Here is an 18,657-nt window from a genome sequence, read left to right as displayed (position 1 = left end):
GACCGCCTACTGACCGGGATCTGTGGGAGCCGGAGGGTGAACTCCCTCCGACCAGCCGACCTGCCGCGCGACCGGGCACCCACGGGTCGGCTACCGGTTGTTGTAGGTCTCGCAGCCGTGCCCGGAGTTCGGACCGTCGACCCCCGCACCACCATCGGCGAAGTCGATGCCACCGACGCAGAGGATGTAGTCCTCGTTCGGACCGCCTTCGACGTAGTCGTTGCCGGACGGCCCGTTCGTGTCGTCGCCCCAGATCTCGTCCTGGCCGAGGCGCCCGTAGAGGTGGTCCTCGTCGGCGCCACCCTTGATGAGGTCGCCGCCCTTCCCACCGTCGACGTCGTCGACGCCCTCCTCCCCGTAGACGTCGTCGGCGCCGTCGAGAGCACAGATCCGGTCGTCGCCGCCCAGGCCGAAGATGACGTCGTCCTCGTACGTGCCGACGATCACGTCGTCGCCGGTGGTGCCGTAGGTCAAGCCCGGCCCGGGCTCCGCGAAGATCACGCTCGGCGGGAACCCCGGTACGCGCAGGTCGCCGTCGAGGTAGACCGGCAACCGATAACCCTGTCCGAAGCAGTCGGCGAACTCGTAGGGAATCGGCTCGGCGTCCACCGGCGGCGGGTCGGCGAAGGCCGGCGACCCGAGAGCGACCGAGCCGGCGACGGCGAGCGAGGCGCCGAGCAGTACCAGACAACTGCGGCGGCGGGTGGCGGTGGTGGGCATGTGCGTCTCCCTCGAAGGAGCTTTCCCCGGCCGGCCCGCGAGCACGGTCCGACCGGCCCATTAGCCCAGCTCGGCGCGCCCCGACCCATGCCGTTCGACACACGGGGAGCGGTACTCCGACCGGTCGGAAACGTCCTGGTCGGTCATGCCGGCCAGCGTGCCGAGACCGGGCAGCCAGTGGGCCTTCCAACCCGTTGAGGCGTGGCATCGCGGGTGACCCGGGGCGCCGGCGGGCATGGGCGAAGCCCCTGGCGGACGACGCTCATGTCCCGGCGCCACGCCGTCTACCAGCGAGGACCTCGTACACCACTCAACGCCCCACGCCTGGCTGTGGCGTGGCGATCGCCCGCGCCAGGTAGATCGTGTTCGTGGCGGCACGTTCCTGCAGCGGGTTGTCGAAGCTCACCACGTCCGCCCGCACCTGCGTGAACACCTCCGCCAGCACACCGAGGAACGCGTCGTCGGGCGGGTCGTTCGACCAGAGCGCGAATACCCCGTCCGGCCGCAGGCGGTCGGCGACGCGCCGGAGCCCGGATGGTTCGTAGAAGTCGGCGTGCCCGGGGTGGAGCAGGTGGCGCGGCGAGTGGTCGATGTCGACGAGCACGGCGTCGAAGCGCCGGCCGGGATCGGCGGGATCGAGCCCGAACCCCGAGCGCAGCATCGCGAAGAAGTCTCCGTGCAGCAGTGCGCACCGTGGATCCGCGGTCAGCTCCCGGCCGGCGGGGATGAGGCCGCCGGCGTGCCACTCGATCACTTCGCCCAGCGCCTCCACCACCGTGAGCGAACCCACGTCCGGGCTCTCCAGGACGGTCAACGCGGTGTAGCCCAGACCCAGGCCACCGACGACCACGTCCAGACCGTCGCCGGCCAGCTGGGCGAGGGCCAACGCGGCCAGTTCCACCTCGGCCGCGGTGAACAGGCTCGACATCAGGAACTCGTCGTTCAGCTTGATCTCGTGGACCTCCCGCTCGACGAGCGGGTCCCAGCGGCGGCGCAGCACCAGCTCACCCAGCGGCGTCGCCCGCCAGTCCAGCTCCTGGAAGCGCGCGCTCACCCGGTGGTCCTCGCCGCATCCATGGCGGCGACGGTAGACGTCCGGATCGGCGGCCCGACCACGGCACTCCCGATCGCACCGGCGCCAGTGCCACTGCTGCTGCTGCTCGCGGTCAGCCGCGCCCCCTCCACGACACCATGACCGAGGCCCTCGCGACTAGGGTTCACGGGTGTCCGACCGCCGCACCTCCGGATCCGATCTGCGGGCGTTGCTGGAGAAGGTGGAATCGGCATCGCCGGTGCAGGCGGTGGAAGTGGTCGCCGACGAGCTCGCCACCGTGTTCGGAGCGCGGAAGGTCAGCTTCCTGATCGCCGACTTCAGCGGGCGCGCGGTCTTCCGGATGGGCCGCGCGACGGAGAGTGCCTCCGGAACGCGGTTCCCGGGGGCCGAGCAGGTGCAACTGCCGGGCACCGTCTACGAACGGGTGCTGCACACCCAGCGCGTGGACCTGCGCGACGTCGGCGACGGGGCGCAACTGACCGTGCCGGTCACCGACCGGGGCGACGCCATCGGGCTGATCGAGCTCGACCTGCCGTACCACCCCGACGAGGGACTCGTCGCCGACATCGCCGCGGAGGGCCACGCGCTGGCCTACATCGTGGTGGCGAACCGCCGGCACACCGACCTGTTCGAATGGGGTCAGCGCTCCACCCCGTTCACCCTGGCCGCGGAGATCCAGCGCCGGCTGCTGCCGGCCGCGTTCACCTGCGAGGCGGGCCAGTTCACCATCGCCGGCTGGTTGGAACCGGCCAGCTCGGTGGGCGGGGACACCTTCGACTACTCCCTCGACCAGCGCTCCCTGCAGGTGTCGATCACCGACGCCGTCGGCCACGACGTGGCCGCGTCACTGCTGGCCACGGTGCTCGTCGGCAGCCTGCGCAACGAACGACGCCGCGGTGCCGACCTGGGCGAGCAGCTGAGCAACGCCAACGACGCCCTGGTCGCGAACTCCCCGGTCGGCCAGTTCGTGACCGGGCAGGTGATGCACATCGACCTGGACAGCGGCGCCGCGACGATCGTCAACGCCGGGCACCCGTTCCCGCTGCTGCTGCGCCGGGGTCACGCCGAGGAGATCGCGCTGGAGATCGACCTCCCGTTCGGGCTCCAGGCGGGCAGGACGTTCCGGTTGCAGCGGTTCCCGCTGGAACCGGGCGACCGGATCGTGTTCGTCACCGACGGGATGGTGGAGCGCGAGGCCGAGCTGACCGACCTCCCCGCAGCGCTCGCCCGCACCGACGGGATGCACCCCCGCCAGGTCGTGCACTCCCTCGGCGCCGAGGTCCTGCGGGCCACCGGCGGGAACCTGCGCGACGACGCCACCGTCGTGTGCCTGGACTGGTACGGCGGATCGCCCAGGCCGCGGATCAGCAGCGGAGGCGCGACCACCGTGACGGGGGTTCCGTCGCCTGAGCGGCCCCGGCGGTCCAGTTGGTGACCGCGGCCCCGCTTGATCCAATCCGGGCCTCGACCGCGCTCAGTAGCTGACCTCCAGGACCCGGCGGTGGGTGGCTGGGTCCTCGACGATCGAGAGCAGGTAGGCGGCCAGGTCGGCGCGAGCAATGGTCGAGGGCCGCTGCAGCGGCGGCTCGGCCGCCCGGAATCGCCCGGTCGCGGGCTTGTCGGTCAGCCCTGGCACGCGCACGACCGTCCAGTCCAGATCGCGGGTCGCTTCCAGGTCGGCCTCCATCCGCGCCATGTCGGCGTACCCGTGCCGGAAGAACGCGGCCACGATCGCACGAGTCACGACGCGCTGCCCGAAGGGGACGTGCGGACCCAGGTCGAGCGCGCCGGCCGACAGACAGATCATCCGGGTGCGGCCGGTCGCACGCAGCGCCTCGGCCATGTGCGCTGCGCCCGCGCTGTAGACCGTGGTGGGTTGGCGAGGCTTCCCCCCGAGTGCCGACACCACGGCGTCCGCACCGGCGATCGCGCCCTTCACCGCGGCGAGGTCGTGCACGTCCGCCTCAACGGTGGTGACCGCCGCCGGCCACGAGCCGGCCGTCGTCCGGGAGCGGGCGACCGCGGTGACCTCGTGACCGGCCTCGACGGCGAGGCGGACGACCTCGTGACCGGTCCGGCCGGCCGCACCGAACACCGCGAGCCTCATCGTGCGGCCCGCTCACGGGAAAGCAGCACACCGGCGAGGATCATCCAGATCAGGCCGGGGAAGCGGCCCATGGGCAGCAGGATCGCCGCAGCCGACCACAGCAGCGACACGATCGACAGCATCCCCACCACGCCGATGCCCACCCCGGTCAGGGCCACCGGACGCGAGACCAGCCCGGCTCGCGACGCGGCGACCGCGACCGCGGCGACGAGCACGCCGAGGAACACGACCGCTCCGACGCCACCGGTGAGGAACGACAGGTCGTGCAGCGCCCGCACCAGTGCCGAATCCGCGCGCACGTCGTCGCGGGTCAGCGTCCACTGCAGCAGTGCCGACGCAACCATCATCGTCGTGCAGATCGCTCCCGCGCCCAGCGCGACCGCCGGGGCGGCCCCGGCTTGCGGGTGTCGCCCGGTGCGCGTCACTGCGGCGGCGGTGTAGGCCAGCACGGGCAGCGCGGACAAGACGCCGAACACCGCCGTCAGCTGCACCGAGGTGGGGTGGTCGGCGAAGAAGGCCTGGATCTGGTCGGGGTCGCCGAACGGTGACGGGAAGACCCCACCCAGCGCGGCGCCGACGGCGACACCGGCGAGCAGCAGCACGAGCGAAGCGGCCGCGAGCCACGGCAGCTGCCCCGCGCCCTGCAGCGCGCCGGGTTCGTGGCGCAGCGCAGGCCGCGGGTCGAGGCCGGCGCGGCTCATCGAACCGGCGGCGTGCCGTAGGGGGCGGTCATCAGCTCCAGGCTGTGCCCGTCGGGATCATCGAAGTAGACACCGCGGCCGCCGTGGTCGTGGTTGATCTGCCCCGGCCGGTGGTGGAACGGGTCGGCCCAGTACGTCGCGCCGGACTCCCGGATCCGGGCGAAGGCGGCGTCGAAGACCTCGTCGCTGACGAGGAACGCGTAGTGCTGGGGAGCCGGGTCCCAGTCGACCTCGAGGAACTCCAGGACGACGTCGTTGTCGAGCGGCAGCGGCAGGAACGGGCCCCACTGCGGAGCGACGTCGCGATCGAGGATGCCGGCGAGGAACGAGGCGGACGCCTGCTTGTCGCGGGTGTGGACGATCGTGTGGTTGAGCTCGATGCGCACGGGATCTCCCAAAGCGTCAGTTCATGGACGAGACGGACCGTATCGAATGATGGACGAGGCTCGGGGAGGTGTCAATACGGACCGTCTCGTATGCCTTAAGGTGGTCGACGTGGCCGGTGGAGCGCAGCGCAGCGAGAAGGCGCGGCAGGCGATCCTCGCCGCGGCCCTGGAGATCACCGCGGAGCTCGGGTATGAGCGGGCCAGCATCGAGGCGTTCGCCCGTCGGGCCGGGTCGAGCAAGCAGACGATCTACCGCTGGTGGTCCTCGAAGGCGGCCGTCCTGCAGGAGGCGCTGGAGAACGAGATCCGCAGCTCCACGGGGCTGCGCGACACCGGTGACCCCGTCGCGGACGTGCGCGCCCAGATGACGGGCGTCATCGGCTTCTTCACCGATCCGCGGCTGGGAGCCGTCTTTCGTGGACTCCTGGCTGCCGCGCAGTCCGATCCCGACGTGGCCGAGAGCGCGCTGCGATCACTCTTCGGCCCTCGCCGGCGCGCGGTGCTCGAGCTGCTCGACCGGGCGGCCCATGCCGGACGCCTGTCCGGGACGGCCGACCGCGACCTGGTCGTGGACCTGCTCTATGGCCCGCTCTACTACCGGCTCCTCGTGACGCGCGACCCCCTGACGGCGGAGTACGTGGACCAGGTCGTCGACGCGGTGCTCGGTCCGCTCGCGGTCGGGCAGCGTTGAGGCGCGGCTCCACGCGCTGCCGCACCCGACGGGCACCGGGCGTTCTCAGTCGATCCGGTCCGCTGTGGGGGACTCCCAGGCGAACCCGTCGGGGTCGGTGAAGGACCCGGCGTCGCTGACCACGGCGATCCGGTGCGAGCCGCTGCCGCCCGGGTCGACTCCGACGTCCTTGGCCGCGGCGCGGCGCGAGTAGAGGGCGAACTTGACGCTGTGCGGCGCCGTCGCGAACTCCACGTACTTGCTGCCGAAGCTCTTGGCGACCGGCAGGCCGCGTTCGACGTAGAACTGCTTGGTCGTCTTGACGTTGTCGGCTCCGAACAGCAGTACGAGGTCGTCGTAGTCGATGGCTGCCGGGGCGCTGTCCTTCTTGGCCGAGGTCGCGACCTTCCAGATCGCTCCGTCCGGCGCTCGCACCACGCCGCCGTAGCCCCAGAAGCTCTTCGTGACCGGCTTCAGGACGGTGGCGCCGCCGTCGAGCGCGGCGCGGGTGACGGCGTCCACGTTGCCCGGCTGGGACACGACGAGCGAGAGCGCGTACCCCCGGAATCCGCTTGTCGGCGTGTCCGTGGCGCGGACGTGGATCCGATCGGCGAGACCGAGCGAGGCGTAGAAGGCCTCGGCAGCGGCGGTGTCTGCGACCTCGAGGACGATGGAGCGGATGGTGGTGGCCGATGTCGCCGACATCTCAGCTCACCGCCCGCTCGACCAGCGCGCCGATGCGCGCCTCGACGTCGGGGGTCAGCTCGGTCAGCGCGAACGCGGCCGGCCACATGGTGCCCTCGTCGAGGTTCGCCTCGTCGCTGAAGCCGAGCGTCGCGTACCGCGCCTTGAACTTCGCCGCGCTCTGGAAGAAGCAGACCACCTTGCCGTCGCTGGCGTAGGCGGGCATCCCGTACCACAGCTTCGGCGTGAGGCTCGGCGCATGGGCCCTGATGATGGCGTGCAGTCGCTCGGCGATCACGCGGTCGGAGTCCGACAACTCGGCGATCTTGGCGAGCACGTCGCTCTCGGGGTTGGCCTCGGTGTCGCGCCGGGTGCGGGTCTTCAGCTCCTTCGCGCGCTCCTTCATCGCAGCACGCTCATCGTCGGTGAAGCCGTCGTGCTTCTCGCTGGTCGTGGCGGTTGTCTTCGTCGTGGTCGACATGGCGGGGTCCTCTCGTCGTTGATCGATTGATCCGGTCCGGGTCGAGACCGTCACCTCGGGCCCGCCTGCTGGCGGGTCGGCGCGTCGAGCCGGTTGACGGCGTTGGTGATCGCGATGCCGAGCAGCAGCGCGGCCAGCTCCTTCTGGTCGAAGTACGTGGCGGCCACGTCCCACAGCTCGTCCGGCACCGGGTCCGGCCGGTCCGCCAGCCGGGTCACGGCCTCGGTCAGGGCCAGCGCGGCGCGCTCCTCGTCGCTGAACCAGGGCGTCTCCCGCCACGCGGCGACGGCGTGCACCTGGTCCGCGGTCGCGCCGTGCTGGCGGGCCCGGTGGACACCCCCGGCCACGCACGGGCCGCAGCCGTTGATCTGGCTGGCCCGCAGGTGGATCAGCGCCAGAAGCCTGCCGTCCACGCCGGCGCCGGCGGCGGCCGCGTCGAGCGCCGTCAGTGCCTCCAGCGCCCCGGGGACCAGGACCGCCGGGTTCGACATGCGTTCGGTCGACATCGTTCCTCCTTCGCCGACGGTGTTTCCGACAGGTGCGATCCGACCATCGGCGGGTCGGGATTCCCACCTCCCGTGGGACACCGTGGGACACGGGAACCCCCGCCAGCTGCGCGAACACGTCTGCGTCCCGTTCCCGTGGGGCGGGACGGGTACGGTGTGCCCGTGTCGGGGCCCCAGGACCGGCTGGTGGCTCAGCTCGTCCGGATCAAGGAACTGAGCGGGTCCAGCCTGCGCACCCTCGCCCGCGAGGCGGGGCTGAGCAGCTCCTCGCTGTCCCGGTACCTGACCGGTCGGCTCGTGCCGCCCTGGGAGGCCGTCGTCGCGCTGTGCCGGGTCGTCGGCCGTGATCCCCGGCCGCTGCGGGTGATGTGGGCCGAGGCGGCCAGGGCCGGCGCGGCGCCCGCCCCGCGCCGCAACGACCTGCCGGCCGACCTGCTCGACTTCACCGGCCGGGAGGCGGAGTCCGCGCTGGTCGAGAACCTGCTGCGGACCGCGGGCGCGGTCGCGGTCGACGGCATGGCGGGGGTGGGCAAGAGCAGCCTGGCGGTGCACGTGGCCCACCGGCTCGCCCCGGCCTTCCCCGACGGCGGGCTCTACCTCGACCTGCACGGCTTCACCCCGGGCCGGACGCCACTGGAGCCGCAGGCCGCGCTGGGCCGGCTGCTGGGCGCGTTGGGCGTCACGCACCCACCGGCCGATGCCGCCGACCGCGCGGCACTGTGGCGGTCGGAGCTGTCGCGGCGGCGGGCGCTCGTTGTGCTCGACAACGCCGTCGACGCGGACCAGGTGCGCCCGCTGCTCCCCGGCGCGGGGAGGTCCGCGGTCCTGATCACCAGCCGGCACCGGCTGATCAGCCTCGACGGGGTACCGCCGGTGTCCCTGCACCCACTGGCCGACGACGACGCGGCGCAGCTGTTCGGCCGGGCGGCCGGGCTAACGTTGACCGGGGAGGAAGCGGTCGAGCGGGTACTGCGGCGGTGCGGCGGCCTCCCGTTGGCGCTCCGGATGGCGGGAGCACGGCTGCGCCACCGCCCGGGCTGGACGGTCGCGGTGCTGGCCGAGCGGTTGCACGACACCGCCGACCGCTTCGACTCGGTGTTCGGCATGTCGCTCCAGCAGCTCGACGCGGCCCAGCGCCGCGTGTTCCGGCTGCTGGGCGTGCTGCCGGGCGTCGACTTCGACGCCGCGGTGGTGGGCGCGCTCGCCGACCTGCCACCCGATCGGGTCGGCGCGGTGCTGGAGGAGCTGGTCGACGCGCACCTGGTCCAGGAGCTCACGCCGCAGCGGTACCGGATGCACGACCTGATCCGGCAGTACGCGGCCGCCGTCGCCGCGGCCGACGAGCCGCATGCCGAAACCGCTCTGCGCCGGGTCCTGCGCCACTACCTGGTGCAGGCCGTCGCCCATGATCGGACGCTGCCGTCGCCGGACCGCCGGGAACCCGCGCCGGGCGATCCGGCGACGGCGATGGCCTGGTTCGACCTCGAGTACGTCAACCTGGTCGCCTGCTTCGACGCTGCCGTTCGGCTGGGCGAGGACGAGGTGGTGGCCGAGCTGCCGCAGGCCATGCGGGTCTGGTTCTTCCGGCACCGCGGAACCGACGACCAGGCCCGCCTGCTCGCGGCCGCCGCGGCCGCCGCGGCGCGTCTGGGCCGCGGCCAGCAGCGGGCGTCACTGCTGGCGGACCTCGGCTACGCCCGGGCCACCGCCGGCCGCCTCACCGAGGCGCTCACCGCCTACGAGCTGGCCGAGCAGTCCGGGCCGATCGACACCGACCTGGCAGCCGGCCTGGCGCTGCGCATCGGCTTCGTGCGCCGGGATCTCGGCGATCTCGAGGCGGCGCAGGTGCACTTCCGGCGGGCACATGAGCTGTTCGAGGAGATCGGGCACCGCACCGGCCGGTCCCAGGCTCTGGCCTTCGACGGATGGGTCACGCTCCACCTCGGGCGGCGCGGCGAAGCCGTCGAACTCGCCAGAGCGTCTCTCGCACTGGCCGAGGGGCCGGCCCGGGTCACGGGGCTGGTGACCCTCGGTCTAGCCCTGGCATCGCACGACCGGACGGAGTCGCTGCAGGCGCTGCACGACGCCTTGCGACTGTCCGAGCAGAACGGCCTGCGGCACAACGAGGCCTGGTGCCACAACCACCTCGGCGTCGCGCTGCGGATCATGGGCTCACCCGAGGAGGCCCTCGACCACCACCGCCGGGCCTTCGAGCTGCTGGAACCGCTGGCCGAGGTGCAGCTGGAGATCGATCTTCTGCACGCCTGCGCCGCGACGTACCGGGCGGCGGGGCGCTCCGACGAGGCGCTGGCACTGCTCGACCGGACCATCGAGCTCGCGCGGAAGCTGGACCGGCCGCACGACGAGGAGCTCGCTCGCGCGGCGCGCGAGGTCGTGGCGGAGAGCGGGAGCGGCCCACGGCCCGCACGAGCCGCCGTCCCGGTCGTCGGCCTCACCGGGCGCGGCGGGCTCGCCTGAACCGACCGCCGTCGTGAGGGCGACCTCGACGCTGCTGCCGACCGTGGCCGCGGTCCGCGACTTCGGTCGGCCCTCCGAGGACGCGGCCCTCGCGAACACTCATGGCGCGCCGAGCCGTCGACCCCGAGTATCGGAATAGAGTGTTCCGTTCTGCTACGCTGGGAGCGTCGGCGACCCGCTCCGCAGAGGCGGCGGTGGTTCCGGCCCGAGACGGGGGTAGCCATGAGCGAGAACACGGTGACCACGTGGACCACGCTGAGCGAGGCGCACGAGGCGCTGCGCACCGCCGTTCGTGGCGTCGCCGCCGAGGACTGGAACCGGCCGACCCCGTGCGCGCAGTGGAACGTCACCCAGGTGCTCCAGCACGCCGCGGGTGACCAGGTCGGTTTCGCCGCGGCGATCACGGGAGGGCCGTGGCCGTCCGAGGACCCGTTCACTCCCTCCGGCACGCTCGAAGGCTCGCCGCTGGCTGTGGCGGAGGAGGCGATGAAGGCCTCGGCCGCGGCCTGGGCGACGATCGGCAAGGACGTCCAGGAGGTGCCGGTCCCGGTTCCGCCCGGCACGCTGCCCGCCCCGGTCGGGGTCGGTGCCTGCGCGCTGGACGCGGCGGTGCACGCCTGGGACATCGCCCTCGCGACCGGCCAGCCCTCGCCGCTCACACCGGGACTCGCTCGGGAGCTGATGGACGTGGCCAGACGGATCGTCGAGCCGCTGCGGGACTTCGGCGCGTACGCGCCGGCGCTGGATGCGCAGGCCGGCGATGACGACGTCGCCGAGTTGCTGCGCTACCTCGGCCGCCGTCCCGACTGGACCGCCTGATCACCGTGGCACCCCGGCGGCTGCGTTGCCTCCGTCCCGGAAAGCAACGCAGCGGGGCCCGCCGCGTGTCTTTACGGTCCGGGCGCCGATGATCGGCTGCACGGTGTGAGTGGTTGAGAAGTCGCCCAGGGCGACATAGCGGTGCCTGTGGCCGCGGCGAACTGCACCATCATGTGCTCCAATCCGCCCACGCCGAGCACCGCGACGGTGTCGCCGGGTCGGGAGCGGCGATCACGACCAGCTGCACCGGCGGCAGGTCGCAGTGTCATCAGGCCGTCCGAGGTCATCAGGGTCGTCCGAGCTTGAGCGACAGCCTGGACGTCGTTCTGATCATGGAGCGAGGGTTGGTCACCCGCCACTCAACCCACGACAGGCAACCCGGCCTCACCGACCGCCTGCTCGAACGCGGCGGTGAAGGCCTTCTGGTCGGGCAGGTGGTCGCCGATCCGGACGGGGCGGGACTTCCCGTCGGCGAGCTTCAGCTGGAAGCCCGTGCGGGTCACGATCTCGCCGATGCTGCTGGACCGCACGGTGATCGTCCGGACGTCGGGCCAGGCGACGGCCCACTGCCCGCGGCCCTTGCGCTGCACCAGTCCTCCGGTGAACAGGAAGTACGCCGGCCGGCTGGCGAGCATGCTGAGCACGCCCCGCACCACGCCGAGGACCGCCAGCACCGCCATGGCGATGCCGATGGCGAGCATCATGCGCAGGTCCAGGAAGGGGATCGCCGTTCCCAGCAGGAGGGCAGCCGCGCTGATGCCGGCCGCCAGCACGGCGAGGACGATCAGGCACCCGCCCTCCAGCTTGTTGTCCATGCCGTCGGCCGCGATGACGAGCTCACCGAGCTGCCGTTCCCTGGCTGCGTCCAGCACGGGCAGCGGTACCTCGTCGATCTCGGCCATGGTTCCCCCCTGACGATGTCCTGTGGGTCGTCCGGCGAGCCGCCCCTCGGCGACCCGTCGGAGGGTCGCACACAGTAGCCGGTCGTCACCCGGTCGTGTCGTGCGGTCCGGCTGTGCGCAGATCGACCACCCGGCCGGTCCACCCCGGGATCGTCCGAGGGGCTTGACCGTCGACGGCGAGGTCTTCGACCCGATCGGTGACGGCGCCCTTTCCGGCCCGGTGCCGACGGAGTCGTCCCACGGGATCGCGTCGATCACCTGGCGGTGATCATCCGGCTGTGAACGGGTCCGCGTCGGTACGGCCCGGTGCGCGCGCCTGGCGCACGCGTTCGGCGGGCCGGCCGCGCTGGACGCACGGCCCGGACCGCCGCAGAGGTGGCCGTCGCGGGAACTCCCGACCGCGGCCGGCGAGGGACGAGCACATCGTTGCGATAGACAACATGTTCATGCTATGAATCTGCAAGTCCATCTGATGGACATCGAAGGTCTCTCGGACGCAGTGCTGCTTCAGACTCCCTTCGACGACGGGAACAACGTGTCGACCGCTCGCTTCAAGCTCGTCATCAAGTGCACGTCGCTGATCGCCGTCGCCTGCCTCGTGCTGGCCGGCTGCGGGGCCGGAGGCGATACCGACCCCGGGGCCGAGCAGGGCGGCACCCTGGCCGTCGGATCGTTGGACACGCCGCTCAACCTCGATCCGGCGACCGGCCGGGCGGGTACCGAGTACTCCTACCTCAAGGCGATCTACGACACCCTCATCTCCTACGACCCCGCGACCCTGCTCCCCGCGCCCGGTCTCGCCGAGTCCTACGAGTTCCGCGGCCCGGACCAGCTGGAGTTCGTCATGAAGCTCCGCCAGGGCGTGAAGTTCCAGGACGGCACGACGCTGGACGCCGCGGCGGTCAAGGCGAGCCTGGAGTACTACAAGGGCGCGGGCGTGCGGAAGGACCTCGACCCGGTCACCGCCATCACGGTGGAGGACCCGAGCACCGTCGTGCTGACCCTGAAGAGCGCCTACTCGACGCTGCCGGCACTGCTCGCCGACCGCGCCGGAATGATCATCTCGCCGGCGGCGATCGAGAAGTTCGGGGACACGATCGCCGACAACCCCGTCGGTGCCGGCGCCTACGGGGTGAAGAGCTGGACCAAGAAGGTCAGCCTGGAGTTCGCGGCCAACCAGGAGTACTGGCGCGGTGAGCCCGGCTACGACACCATCGACGTGCGGTTCTTCGAGGACGAGGGCGCGATGATCAGCGCCCTGACCTCCGGTCAGGTCCAGTACGCCTACCCGGTCAGCGCCGAGCAGCTGCCGGTGATCGAGGCGATGCCGAACCTGGACGTGACGACCCAGCAGACGCTGGCCTTCCGCTTCCTGCGGGTCAACCAGGACAAGCCCCCGCTCGACGACAAGCGGGTGCGCCAGGCGCTCAACCTGGCCATCGACCGCCAGTCGCTCGGGAAGGCCGCGCTCGGCGACCTGGACGTCGTCGAGGCCACGGTGCCGGTGCCGCCCGACTACTACGCCTACGGCACGGGCACCTACGGCTACCCGCACGACCCGGCACGCGCCAAGGAGTTGCTCGCCGAGGCGGGGCACGCCGGCGGGCTGTCCATCCAGGTGTGCCCGTCGAGCTCGACCCCGGAGAACCTCAAGGAGATCCAGATCCTGAGCGAGCAGGTGGCCCGGGTGGGGATCACCCTCGACGTCACCCAGGTGCCCGGCCAGGGCTGCATCGACCAGTTCTACAAGGGTGACTGGTCGCTCATGCTGACCGGCCACACCGGTCGGGTCGACCCGTGGTTCACCTACTCCGAGGCCTGGTCCGGCGGCGGGGCCAACAACATGAACGGCGGCCGGCCGATCAGCCCGGTCATCGACGAGCGGCTCACCGAGATCCTGTCGATCTCCGACGCCGAGCAGCAGAAGGCGAAGTACACCGAGATCAACGAGGCGTTCCTGGAGGAGGCGCCGATGGTCGGGCTCTACTTCAGCCCGACCATCACGGTCAAGGACGCGCGCGTCGACGGCCAGGTGATCGACCTGCAGGGCAAGGTCATCCTGGCCGGGCTGAAGCCGGCAGCGGCGAAGGCGCCGTAGATGCTGCGGATCATCGGCCGCCGCCTCGCCCAGCTCGTGCCGACGGCGCTGCTGGCCACGATCGTGACCTTCGCCCTGCTGCAGCTCACCCCGGGCGGCCCGGCCACCACGATCGCCGGGCCGGACGCCTCGCCGGAGTCGATCGCGCAGATCGAGTCCGAACTCGGGCTCGACGAGCCGATCGCGCTGCAGTACTGGACCTGGCTCACGAACGCGGTCACCGGCGACCTCGGCACGTCCTTCATCGACCGCGCCCCCGTCACCGAGACGCTCGCCCGCGCCGCCCCGGTGACGCTGGAGATCGCCGGGCTCGCGCTGGTGATCGCCACGGTGGTCGGTGTGCCGCTGGGCGTCGTGTCCGCCGTGCGGCGGCGCTCGGTCCTCGACGAGTCGATCCGCAACGCCTCCGGGCTCGGGATCGCGGTGCCGGAGTTCTGGTTGGCGATGATCGCGATCTACCTCTTCGCCCTGCAGCTGGGCTGGTTGCCCTCCGGCGGCTTCGAGCCGCTGTCCGACGGTCTCGGCGCCAACCTGGAGAGCGTGATCATGCCGGCCGCGGTGCTGGCGACCTCCGGCGCCGCGATCCTCACCCGCCAGGCGCGCAGCGGGATGATCCGGGCGCTGGACTCCACGTACGTGCTCGCGGCCCGCGCCGCCGGCGTCCGGCCCGGCGACATCTACCTGAAGCTGGCGGTGCGCAACTCGCTGATCCCGGTCGTCACGGTCATGGGGCTCGTCGCCGGCACCCTCATCGGGGGGAGTGTGCTGGTCGAGAGGGTCTTCGTGCTGCCGGGCATGGGCAGCCTGCTGATCGACAGCGCGCTGTCCAAGGACTACCCGGTGACCCAGGGGGTCATGGTCGTGCTGATCGGCCTGATCCTGGTCATCACCCTGCTCGTCGACGTCTCCTACGGCCTGCTCGACCCGAGGACGCGGCGCTCGTGAGCGTGGGACCGGCCGCGGGGGGCGTCGACCGCCTGCTGGCGCCGCGCGGCACCAGGGCGGGCAGGACCGGTCGGCGCCGGAGCGTCGGGCTGGCGCTGGCGATCGGGTTCCTCGCCCTCCTCGTCGTGGTGGCCGTGGCCGCGACCTGGATCGCACCCTTCGTGCCCAGCGCGCAGGACCTCGAAGACCGGCTCAGCGGACCGACGATCGAGCACCTGCTCGGCACCGACTACCTCGGACGCGACGTGCTCAGCCGGCTGCTGCACGGCGCGCGCCCTGCCCTGATCGGAGCCGTGGTCGCGGTCGTCGTGAGCTGCGCGCTCGGCGTGCCGTGGGGACTGCTCGCCGGCTACTACGGGGGCTGGCTCGACTCCGCCCTCATGCGGCTCGCCGACACGGTGCTCGTGTTCCCGTCGCTCGTCTTCGCGATCGCGATCACCGGGTCGATCGGCGCCGGCATCGTCACCTCGATGGCGGCGTTCGGGCTCGCCATCTCCCCGAGCATCGCCCGGCTGGTGCGCGCCGGCGTGATCGGCGAGCTGCACAAGGACTACGTGCAGATCACCAGGATGTACGGCTGCTCGTCGGGGAGTCGCCTGGTGCGCCACATCCTGCCCAACTCGTTGGAACCACTCGCCGTGCAGGTGACGATCTACGCCGGCATCGCCGTACTCGCCCAGGCCGGGCTGGACTTCCTCGGCCTCGGCGTGCAGATCCCCGAGCCCAGCTGGGGCGCCGATCTCTCGCAGGCGTTCACCTACATCCTCGTCGATCCCGCCGCCACCCTGGCGCCGGGCGTCACGATCATGCTCACCGTGCTGGCCGTCTACCGCGTCGGCGACGCGATCAGGGACCGGCTTTGAGCGGCGCAACCCACCACCTGGACCGAAGCGACCCACTGAAGAGGGCTGACGAACAGATGACCGACCGTTCCGGTACTGCTGACTACACCCAGATCGTGCTCGAGCGGGTCGACAAGGTGGCCATCATCAGGATGAACCGGCCGCAGTACCGCAACGCCCAGTCCAGGATCCTGCGCGAGGAGCTCGACGACGCCTTCGCCCGCTGCCAGGACGACGACTCGGTGAGCGTCGTCGTGTTCACCGGCGTGGGCGACCACTTCTCCGCGGGCCACGACCTGGGTACTCCCGAGGAGCTGCGCGACCGCGAACTGCGTGGGTTCCCCACCGATGCGCGCGGACGGCTCCGGCGCATGCACGAGTTCAACGTGGCCAACACCATGCGCTGGCGGGACTTCCGCAAGCCGACCATCGCGGCGGTGCACGGGTACACCATCTTCGCCGGGTGGCTGGTCGCCTCGGCCATGGACGTCATCGTGGCCGCCGACGACACCACGTTCCTGCCGGAGTTCGTCCAGTACTTCTCGATGCCGTGGGACGTCAACACACGCAAGGTCAAGGAGATCCTCTTCGAGGGCCGGTTCGTCAGCGCCCAGGAAGCGCACGAGATCGGCTTCGTCAACCGGGTCGTGCCCAGGGCGGAGCTGGAGGACCACGTGCTGGAGCTGGCCCACCGCTTCGCCGAGACCGACCTGCTGCGCCTGGAGATGACCAAGGAGGCGATCAACGCGGTCGACGACGTCCGCGGCTTCCGGTCGAGCATCGAGACCTCCTTCCTGCGCTGGTCCATGCTGTCGGAGGCCGAGCGGGCCCAGGTCGGCGAGGACGGCATGACCAGCGACGCGACCGGTCGACCGCGGCGCCCGCGGGCCCAACGCGCGTTCGACCGGCTGAAGGGTCGGCGGTGAAGGACGCCTTCAGCGGGCTCTCGGTGGTCGACGCGACGGGCTCGATCGCCGGGAACTACTGCGCCAAGCTCCTGGGGTCGCACGGCGCGGACGTCACGATGGTCGAGCCCGTCGGCGGCTCGCCGGTACGGCGGTGGGGCCCGCCCGGCGGGCGCGCGGATGGGCCGGAAGATGCGGCGTCGCCGCTGTTCCGCCACCTGAACGCGGGGAAGCGGTCGGTGCCGGTCGATGTCGCGACCGACACCGGCCGGCGCGCGGCGCGCGGGATCGTCGAGGCCGCGGACGTCGTCCTGTACGACCAGCGGGCCGAGGATTGGCTCGACCCGGGTCCGCTCGCCGAGCGCGCGGTCGTGTGCCGGATCACCGACTTCCCCACGGCGGGCCGGTGGGCGGGCTGGTCGGGCAGCGAGATGATCCACCAGGCGCTCAGCGGCGTCATGTACGTCACCGGCTCGCCGGACCGCCAGCCCCTCTACGGCGTGGGGCACCGGGCGTACTTCGCGGCCGGGGTCTCCGCGTACATCACGGTGACCAGCGCGCTGCTGGAGCGGGGGAGGAGCGGTCGGGGGCAGCGGACCCGCACGACGGTGCTGGAGTCGTCCGCGGCGATGGCGCAGAACTTCGTCACCCAGTACGCCTACAACCGGACGTTCACCACCCGCCGGCGCTACCCGGGCATGCTCTCCATCCTGAAGTGCCGCGACGCCTGGGTCATCCTGTTCGCGCTGCGGCACTTCGACGGGCTCTGCGAGACGTTCGACGTGCCCGAGCTGCTGACCGACCCGCGGTTCGTCGACCCGGTCGTGCGCGGCGCCAACTGGCACCTGGCCAGCGACATCCTCGCCGCCGCCGCTGCCCGGTTCACCGCCGACGAGCTCGTCGACCGCGGCCAGCGGCGCAAGGTGAGCATCGAGAAGGTCCACTCCATGGCCGACCTGCTGCGCTCCGAGCAGGTGCGGGTGCGGGGGATGGTGGTGCACGACAACGGGCGCACATCGCTCGGTCCGGTCTTCCGCTCGGTCGTGGCGTCATGAGCGAGCTCGCGAGCGGATCCCCGACACCGCAGGACATCGCCGGCCCGCTCGCCGGCGTCCAGGTCGTCGACTTCACCTCGGCGTGGGCCGGGCCGATGACCACCAGGTCGCTGGCCTTCCTCGGCGCGACGGTCATCAAGATCGAGTCGCCGGTCACGATGGACTCCTGGCGCGGCTCGGTGCACGGCGCCGCGCCCGAACGCTTCCCGGACCTGGTCCCGGGGGAGCGGCCCTACAACCGCAACAGCTACTTCAACACCCAGAACCACGACAAGCTGTCGGTGGCGCTGAACCTCAAGAAGCCCGGCGCGACGGACGTCGTGTACGCGCTGGCCGAGACGTCCGACGTCGTGATCGCCAACTTCTCGCCCGGCGTGCTCGACCGGCTGGGCCTGGGCCACGACCGGCTGTCGGCGATCAACCCGCGCATCATCACCGTGGAGATGCCGGCGTTCGGCTCCGGCGGCCCGATGACCCACCACGTCGGGATGGGCATGACCATGGAAGCGGCCTGCGGCATGACCGGACTCATGGGCTACGGCGACGGGAAGCCGGTGCCCACGGGCACGGCCTACATGGACCCGATCGGTGGCCTGCACGGGGCGGCCGCCGTGCTCACCGCGCTGGTGGACCGGGAGCGCACCGGCGTCGGACAGCGCATCGAGGTCGCCCAGACCGAGGCGGCGATGCACTGGATCGGCGACGAGCTCATCGCCGCCGCCGAGGGCGGCGAACCGTGGGAGCCGCGCGGCAACCGGGTCCGGGACGCGGCACCGCACGACGCCTACCCGTGCGCCGGAACCGACGAGTGGGTCGCGATCGCGGTGTTCGACGACGACCAGTGGCGGGGCCTGTGCGCGGAGATCGGCCGCGACGGGCTCGTCGACGACCCCCGCTTCGCCACGTCCGACGTCCGCTGGCAGAACCAGGACGACCTGGCCGACGTGATCGGCGCGTGGACGTCCGGGCAGGACAAGTCGGCCGTCGCGCAGCGCCTGCAGCGCGCCGGTGTGCCGGCGGCACCGGTGCAGAACGGTGCCGACATCTGGGGCTGCCCCGGCCTGCGCGAGATCGGGTTCCTGGCCACCCTCGACCACCCCGAGGCGGGCACGCACGACTACCCGGGTCTCGCCTACCGGCTCGAGCGCACACCCGGCGCCGTGCGCCGCGCGGCGCCGCGCTTCGGGGAGCACAACGACCACGTGCTGCGCGAAGTACTGGGGTTCGGCGCCGAGCGGGTCGCGGAACTGCGGGCGTCGGGTGCGGTGGCCGACCGGCCGGCGAGCTAGGTGTGACCGGGGCAT

19 protein-coding genes are annotated in these 18,657 nt (G+C 71.9%); 10 read left to right on the top strand and 9 right to left on the bottom strand.

Translation table 11 applies throughout. The annotated features are described in order from the left end of the window. Window positions 1-90: 90 nt before the first annotated feature. Complete coding sequence (locus KIK08_RS02440) at window positions 91-720, bottom strand: calcium-binding protein (RefSeq protein WP_214401293.1); 630 nt, start codon at window positions 718-720, stop codon at window positions 91-93. A gap of 310 nt (window positions 721-1,030) precedes the next feature. Beyond that, on the bottom strand, window positions 1,031-1,774 hold the full coding sequence (locus tag KIK08_RS02435; RefSeq protein WP_214401292.1) for a polyamine aminopropyltransferase: 744 nt from the start codon (window positions 1,772-1,774) through the stop codon (window positions 1,031-1,033). 169 nt (window positions 1,775-1,943) lie between these two features. Between KIK08_RS02435 and KIK08_RS02430 the strand changes: the two genes are divergently transcribed. Next, window positions 1,944-3,209: a PP2C family protein-serine/threonine phosphatase gene (locus tag KIK08_RS02430; protein WP_214401291.1), complete on the top strand. Its 1,266-nt coding sequence runs from the start codon at window positions 1,944-1,946 to the stop codon at window positions 3,207-3,209. 39 nt (window positions 3,210-3,248) lie between these two features. On the opposite strand, the gene KIK08_RS02425 is transcribed toward KIK08_RS02430, so the two are convergent. The 3 genes from KIK08_RS02425 to KIK08_RS02415 are packed head-to-tail and all read right to left on the bottom strand — an operon-like array spanning window position 3,249 to window position 4,968. Continuing rightward, the gene (locus KIK08_RS02425) at window positions 3,249-3,881 is read right to left on the bottom strand and encodes an NAD(P)-dependent oxidoreductase (protein WP_214401290.1); all 633 of its coding nucleotides are present in this window, start codon (window positions 3,879-3,881) and stop codon (window positions 3,249-3,251) included. Next, window positions 3,878-4,582 (bottom strand): hypothetical protein, encoded by a 705-nt coding sequence (locus tag KIK08_RS02420; protein WP_214401289.1) that lies wholly within the window; start codon window positions 4,580-4,582, stop codon window positions 3,878-3,880. The genes KIK08_RS02425 and KIK08_RS02420 overlap by 4 nt, the downstream gene beginning before the upstream one ends. After that, window positions 4,579-4,968, bottom strand: coding sequence for a VOC family protein (locus KIK08_RS02415; RefSeq protein ID WP_214401288.1), 390 nt, complete (start codon window positions 4,966-4,968; stop codon window positions 4,579-4,581). The genes KIK08_RS02420 and KIK08_RS02415 overlap by 4 nt, the downstream gene beginning before the upstream one ends. Before the next feature lie 49 nt (window positions 4,969-5,017). Here KIK08_RS02415 and KIK08_RS02410 point away from each other — a divergent pair, with 49 nt between their 5' ends. Further along, window positions 5,018-5,659 (top strand): TetR/AcrR family transcriptional regulator, encoded by a 642-nt coding sequence (locus KIK08_RS02410; protein WP_214401287.1) that lies wholly within the window; start codon window positions 5,018-5,020, stop codon window positions 5,657-5,659. Between the two features lie 45 nt (window positions 5,660-5,704). Here the strand turns inward: KIK08_RS02410 and KIK08_RS02405 are convergent, their stop codons facing one another. The 3 genes from KIK08_RS02405 to KIK08_RS02395 are packed head-to-tail and all read right to left on the bottom strand — an operon-like array spanning window position 5,705 to window position 7,309. Beyond that, complete coding sequence (locus KIK08_RS02405; protein WP_214401286.1) at window positions 5,705-6,343, bottom strand: VOC family protein; 639 nt, start codon at window positions 6,341-6,343, stop codon at window positions 5,705-5,707. A gap of 1 nt (window position 6,344) precedes the next feature. Next, window positions 6,345-6,803 (bottom strand): iron chaperone, encoded by a 459-nt coding sequence (locus KIK08_RS02400; protein ID WP_214401310.1) that lies wholly within the window; start codon window positions 6,801-6,803, stop codon window positions 6,345-6,347. Window positions 6,804-6,853: 50 nt separating this feature from the next. Continuing rightward, window positions 6,854-7,309: a carboxymuconolactone decarboxylase family protein gene (locus tag KIK08_RS02395; protein WP_214401285.1), complete on the bottom strand. Its 456-nt coding sequence runs from the start codon at window positions 7,307-7,309 to the stop codon at window positions 6,854-6,856. Window positions 7,310-7,471: 162 nt separating this feature from the next. On the opposite strand from KIK08_RS02395, the gene KIK08_RS02390 reads away from it, so the two are divergent. Next, complete coding sequence (locus KIK08_RS02390; protein ID WP_214401284.1) at window positions 7,472-9,787, top strand: ATP-binding protein; 2,316 nt, start codon at window positions 7,472-7,474, stop codon at window positions 9,785-9,787. 222 nt (window positions 9,788-10,009) lie between these two features. Further along, window positions 10,010-10,606 (top strand): TIGR03086 family metal-binding protein, encoded by a 597-nt coding sequence (locus KIK08_RS02385; protein ID WP_214401283.1) that lies wholly within the window; start codon window positions 10,010-10,012, stop codon window positions 10,604-10,606. A 359-nt stretch (window positions 10,607-10,965) separates the two neighbouring features. Here the strand turns inward: KIK08_RS02385 and KIK08_RS02380 are convergent, their stop codons facing one another. After that, window positions 10,966-11,508 (bottom strand): hypothetical protein, encoded by a 543-nt coding sequence (locus KIK08_RS02380; protein ID WP_214401282.1) that lies wholly within the window; start codon window positions 11,506-11,508, stop codon window positions 10,966-10,968. A 499-nt stretch (window positions 11,509-12,007) separates the two neighbouring features. Here KIK08_RS02380 and KIK08_RS02375 point away from each other — a divergent pair, with 499 nt between their 5' ends. The 6 genes from KIK08_RS02375 to KIK08_RS02350 are packed head-to-tail and all read left to right on the top strand — an operon-like array spanning window position 12,008 to window position 18,642. Beyond that, on the top strand, window positions 12,008-13,606 hold the full coding sequence (locus KIK08_RS02375; RefSeq protein WP_214401281.1) for an ABC transporter substrate-binding protein: 1,599 nt from the start codon (window positions 12,008-12,010) through the stop codon (window positions 13,604-13,606). Then, window positions 13,607-14,551 carry an ABC transporter permease gene (locus KIK08_RS02370; protein ID WP_214401280.1) on the top strand — a complete coding sequence of 315 codons (945 nt, stop codon included), beginning with the start codon at window positions 13,607-13,609 and terminating at the stop codon, window positions 14,549-14,551. Continuing rightward, complete coding sequence (locus KIK08_RS39460) at window positions 14,548-15,414, top strand: ABC transporter permease (protein ID WP_214401279.1); 867 nt, start codon at window positions 14,548-14,550, stop codon at window positions 15,412-15,414. The genes KIK08_RS02370 and KIK08_RS39460 overlap by 4 nt, the downstream gene beginning before the upstream one ends. Before the next feature lie 56 nt (window positions 15,415-15,470). Then, window positions 15,471-16,319, top strand: coding sequence for an enoyl-CoA hydratase-related protein (locus tag KIK08_RS02360; RefSeq protein ID WP_214401278.1), 849 nt, complete (start codon window positions 15,471-15,473; stop codon window positions 16,317-16,319). Then, complete coding sequence (locus KIK08_RS02355; protein WP_214401277.1) at window positions 16,316-17,353, top strand: CoA transferase; 1,038 nt, start codon at window positions 16,316-16,318, stop codon at window positions 17,351-17,353. Before KIK08_RS02360 ends, KIK08_RS02355 begins: the two co-directional genes overlap by 4 nt. Next, window positions 17,350-18,642 (top strand): CaiB/BaiF CoA transferase family protein, encoded by a 1,293-nt coding sequence (locus tag KIK08_RS02350; RefSeq protein WP_214401276.1) that lies wholly within the window; start codon window positions 17,350-17,352, stop codon window positions 18,640-18,642. The genes KIK08_RS02355 and KIK08_RS02350 overlap by 4 nt, the downstream gene beginning before the upstream one ends. The last annotated feature ends 15 nt before the right edge of the window (window positions 18,643-18,657 follow it).

Origin of the sequence: Pseudonocardia lacus (assembly GCF_018531445.1) — a bacterium.
GTDB classification, from domain to species: Bacteria; Actinomycetota; Actinomycetes; order Mycobacteriales; family Pseudonocardiaceae; genus Pseudonocardia; species Pseudonocardia lacus.
This window is presented reverse-complemented; position numbering and strand designations above follow the sequence as displayed.

Excerpts from the sequence above, each read along its gene's own strand:
- KIK08_RS02410 (WP_214401287.1), top strand. The coding sequence starts at position 5,018 with ATGGACGAGGCTCGGGGAGGTGTCAATACGGACCGTCTCGTATGCCTT.
- KIK08_RS02425 (WP_214401290.1), bottom strand. The coding sequence starts at position 3,881 with ATGAGGCTCGCGGTGTTCGGTGCGGCCGGCCGGACCGGTCACGAGGTC.
- KIK08_RS02440 (WP_214401293.1), bottom strand. The coding sequence starts at position 720 with ATGCCCACCACCGCCACCCGCCGCCGCAGTTGTCTGGTACTGCTCGGC.
- KIK08_RS02360 (WP_214401278.1), top strand. The coding sequence starts at position 15,471 with ATGACCGACCGTTCCGGTACTGCTGACTACACCCAGATCGTGCTCGAG.
- KIK08_RS02385 (WP_214401283.1), top strand. The coding sequence starts at position 10,010 with ATGAGCGAGAACACGGTGACCACGTGGACCACGCTGAGCGAGGCGCAC.
- KIK08_RS02405 (WP_214401286.1), bottom strand. The coding sequence starts at position 6,343 with ATGTCGGCGACATCGGCCACCACCATCCGCTCCATCGTCCTCGAGGTC.
- KIK08_RS02370 (WP_214401280.1), top strand. The coding sequence starts at position 13,607 with ATGCTGCGGATCATCGGCCGCCGCCTCGCCCAGCTCGTGCCGACGGCG.
- KIK08_RS02395 (WP_214401285.1), bottom strand. The coding sequence starts at position 7,309 with ATGTCGACCGAACGCATGTCGAACCCGGCGGTCCTGGTCCCCGGGGCG.
- KIK08_RS02400 (WP_214401310.1), bottom strand. The coding sequence starts at position 6,803 with ATGTCGACCACGACGAAGACAACCGCCACGACCAGCGAGAAGCACGAC.
- KIK08_RS02350 (WP_214401276.1), top strand. The coding sequence starts at position 17,350 with ATGAGCGAGCTCGCGAGCGGATCCCCGACACCGCAGGACATCGCCGGC.
- KIK08_RS02380 (WP_214401282.1), bottom strand. The coding sequence starts at position 11,508 with ATGGCCGAGATCGACGAGGTACCGCTGCCCGTGCTGGACGCAGCCAGG.
- KIK08_RS02420 (WP_214401289.1), bottom strand. The coding sequence starts at position 4,582 with ATGAGCCGCGCCGGCCTCGACCCGCGGCCTGCGCTGCGCCACGAACCC.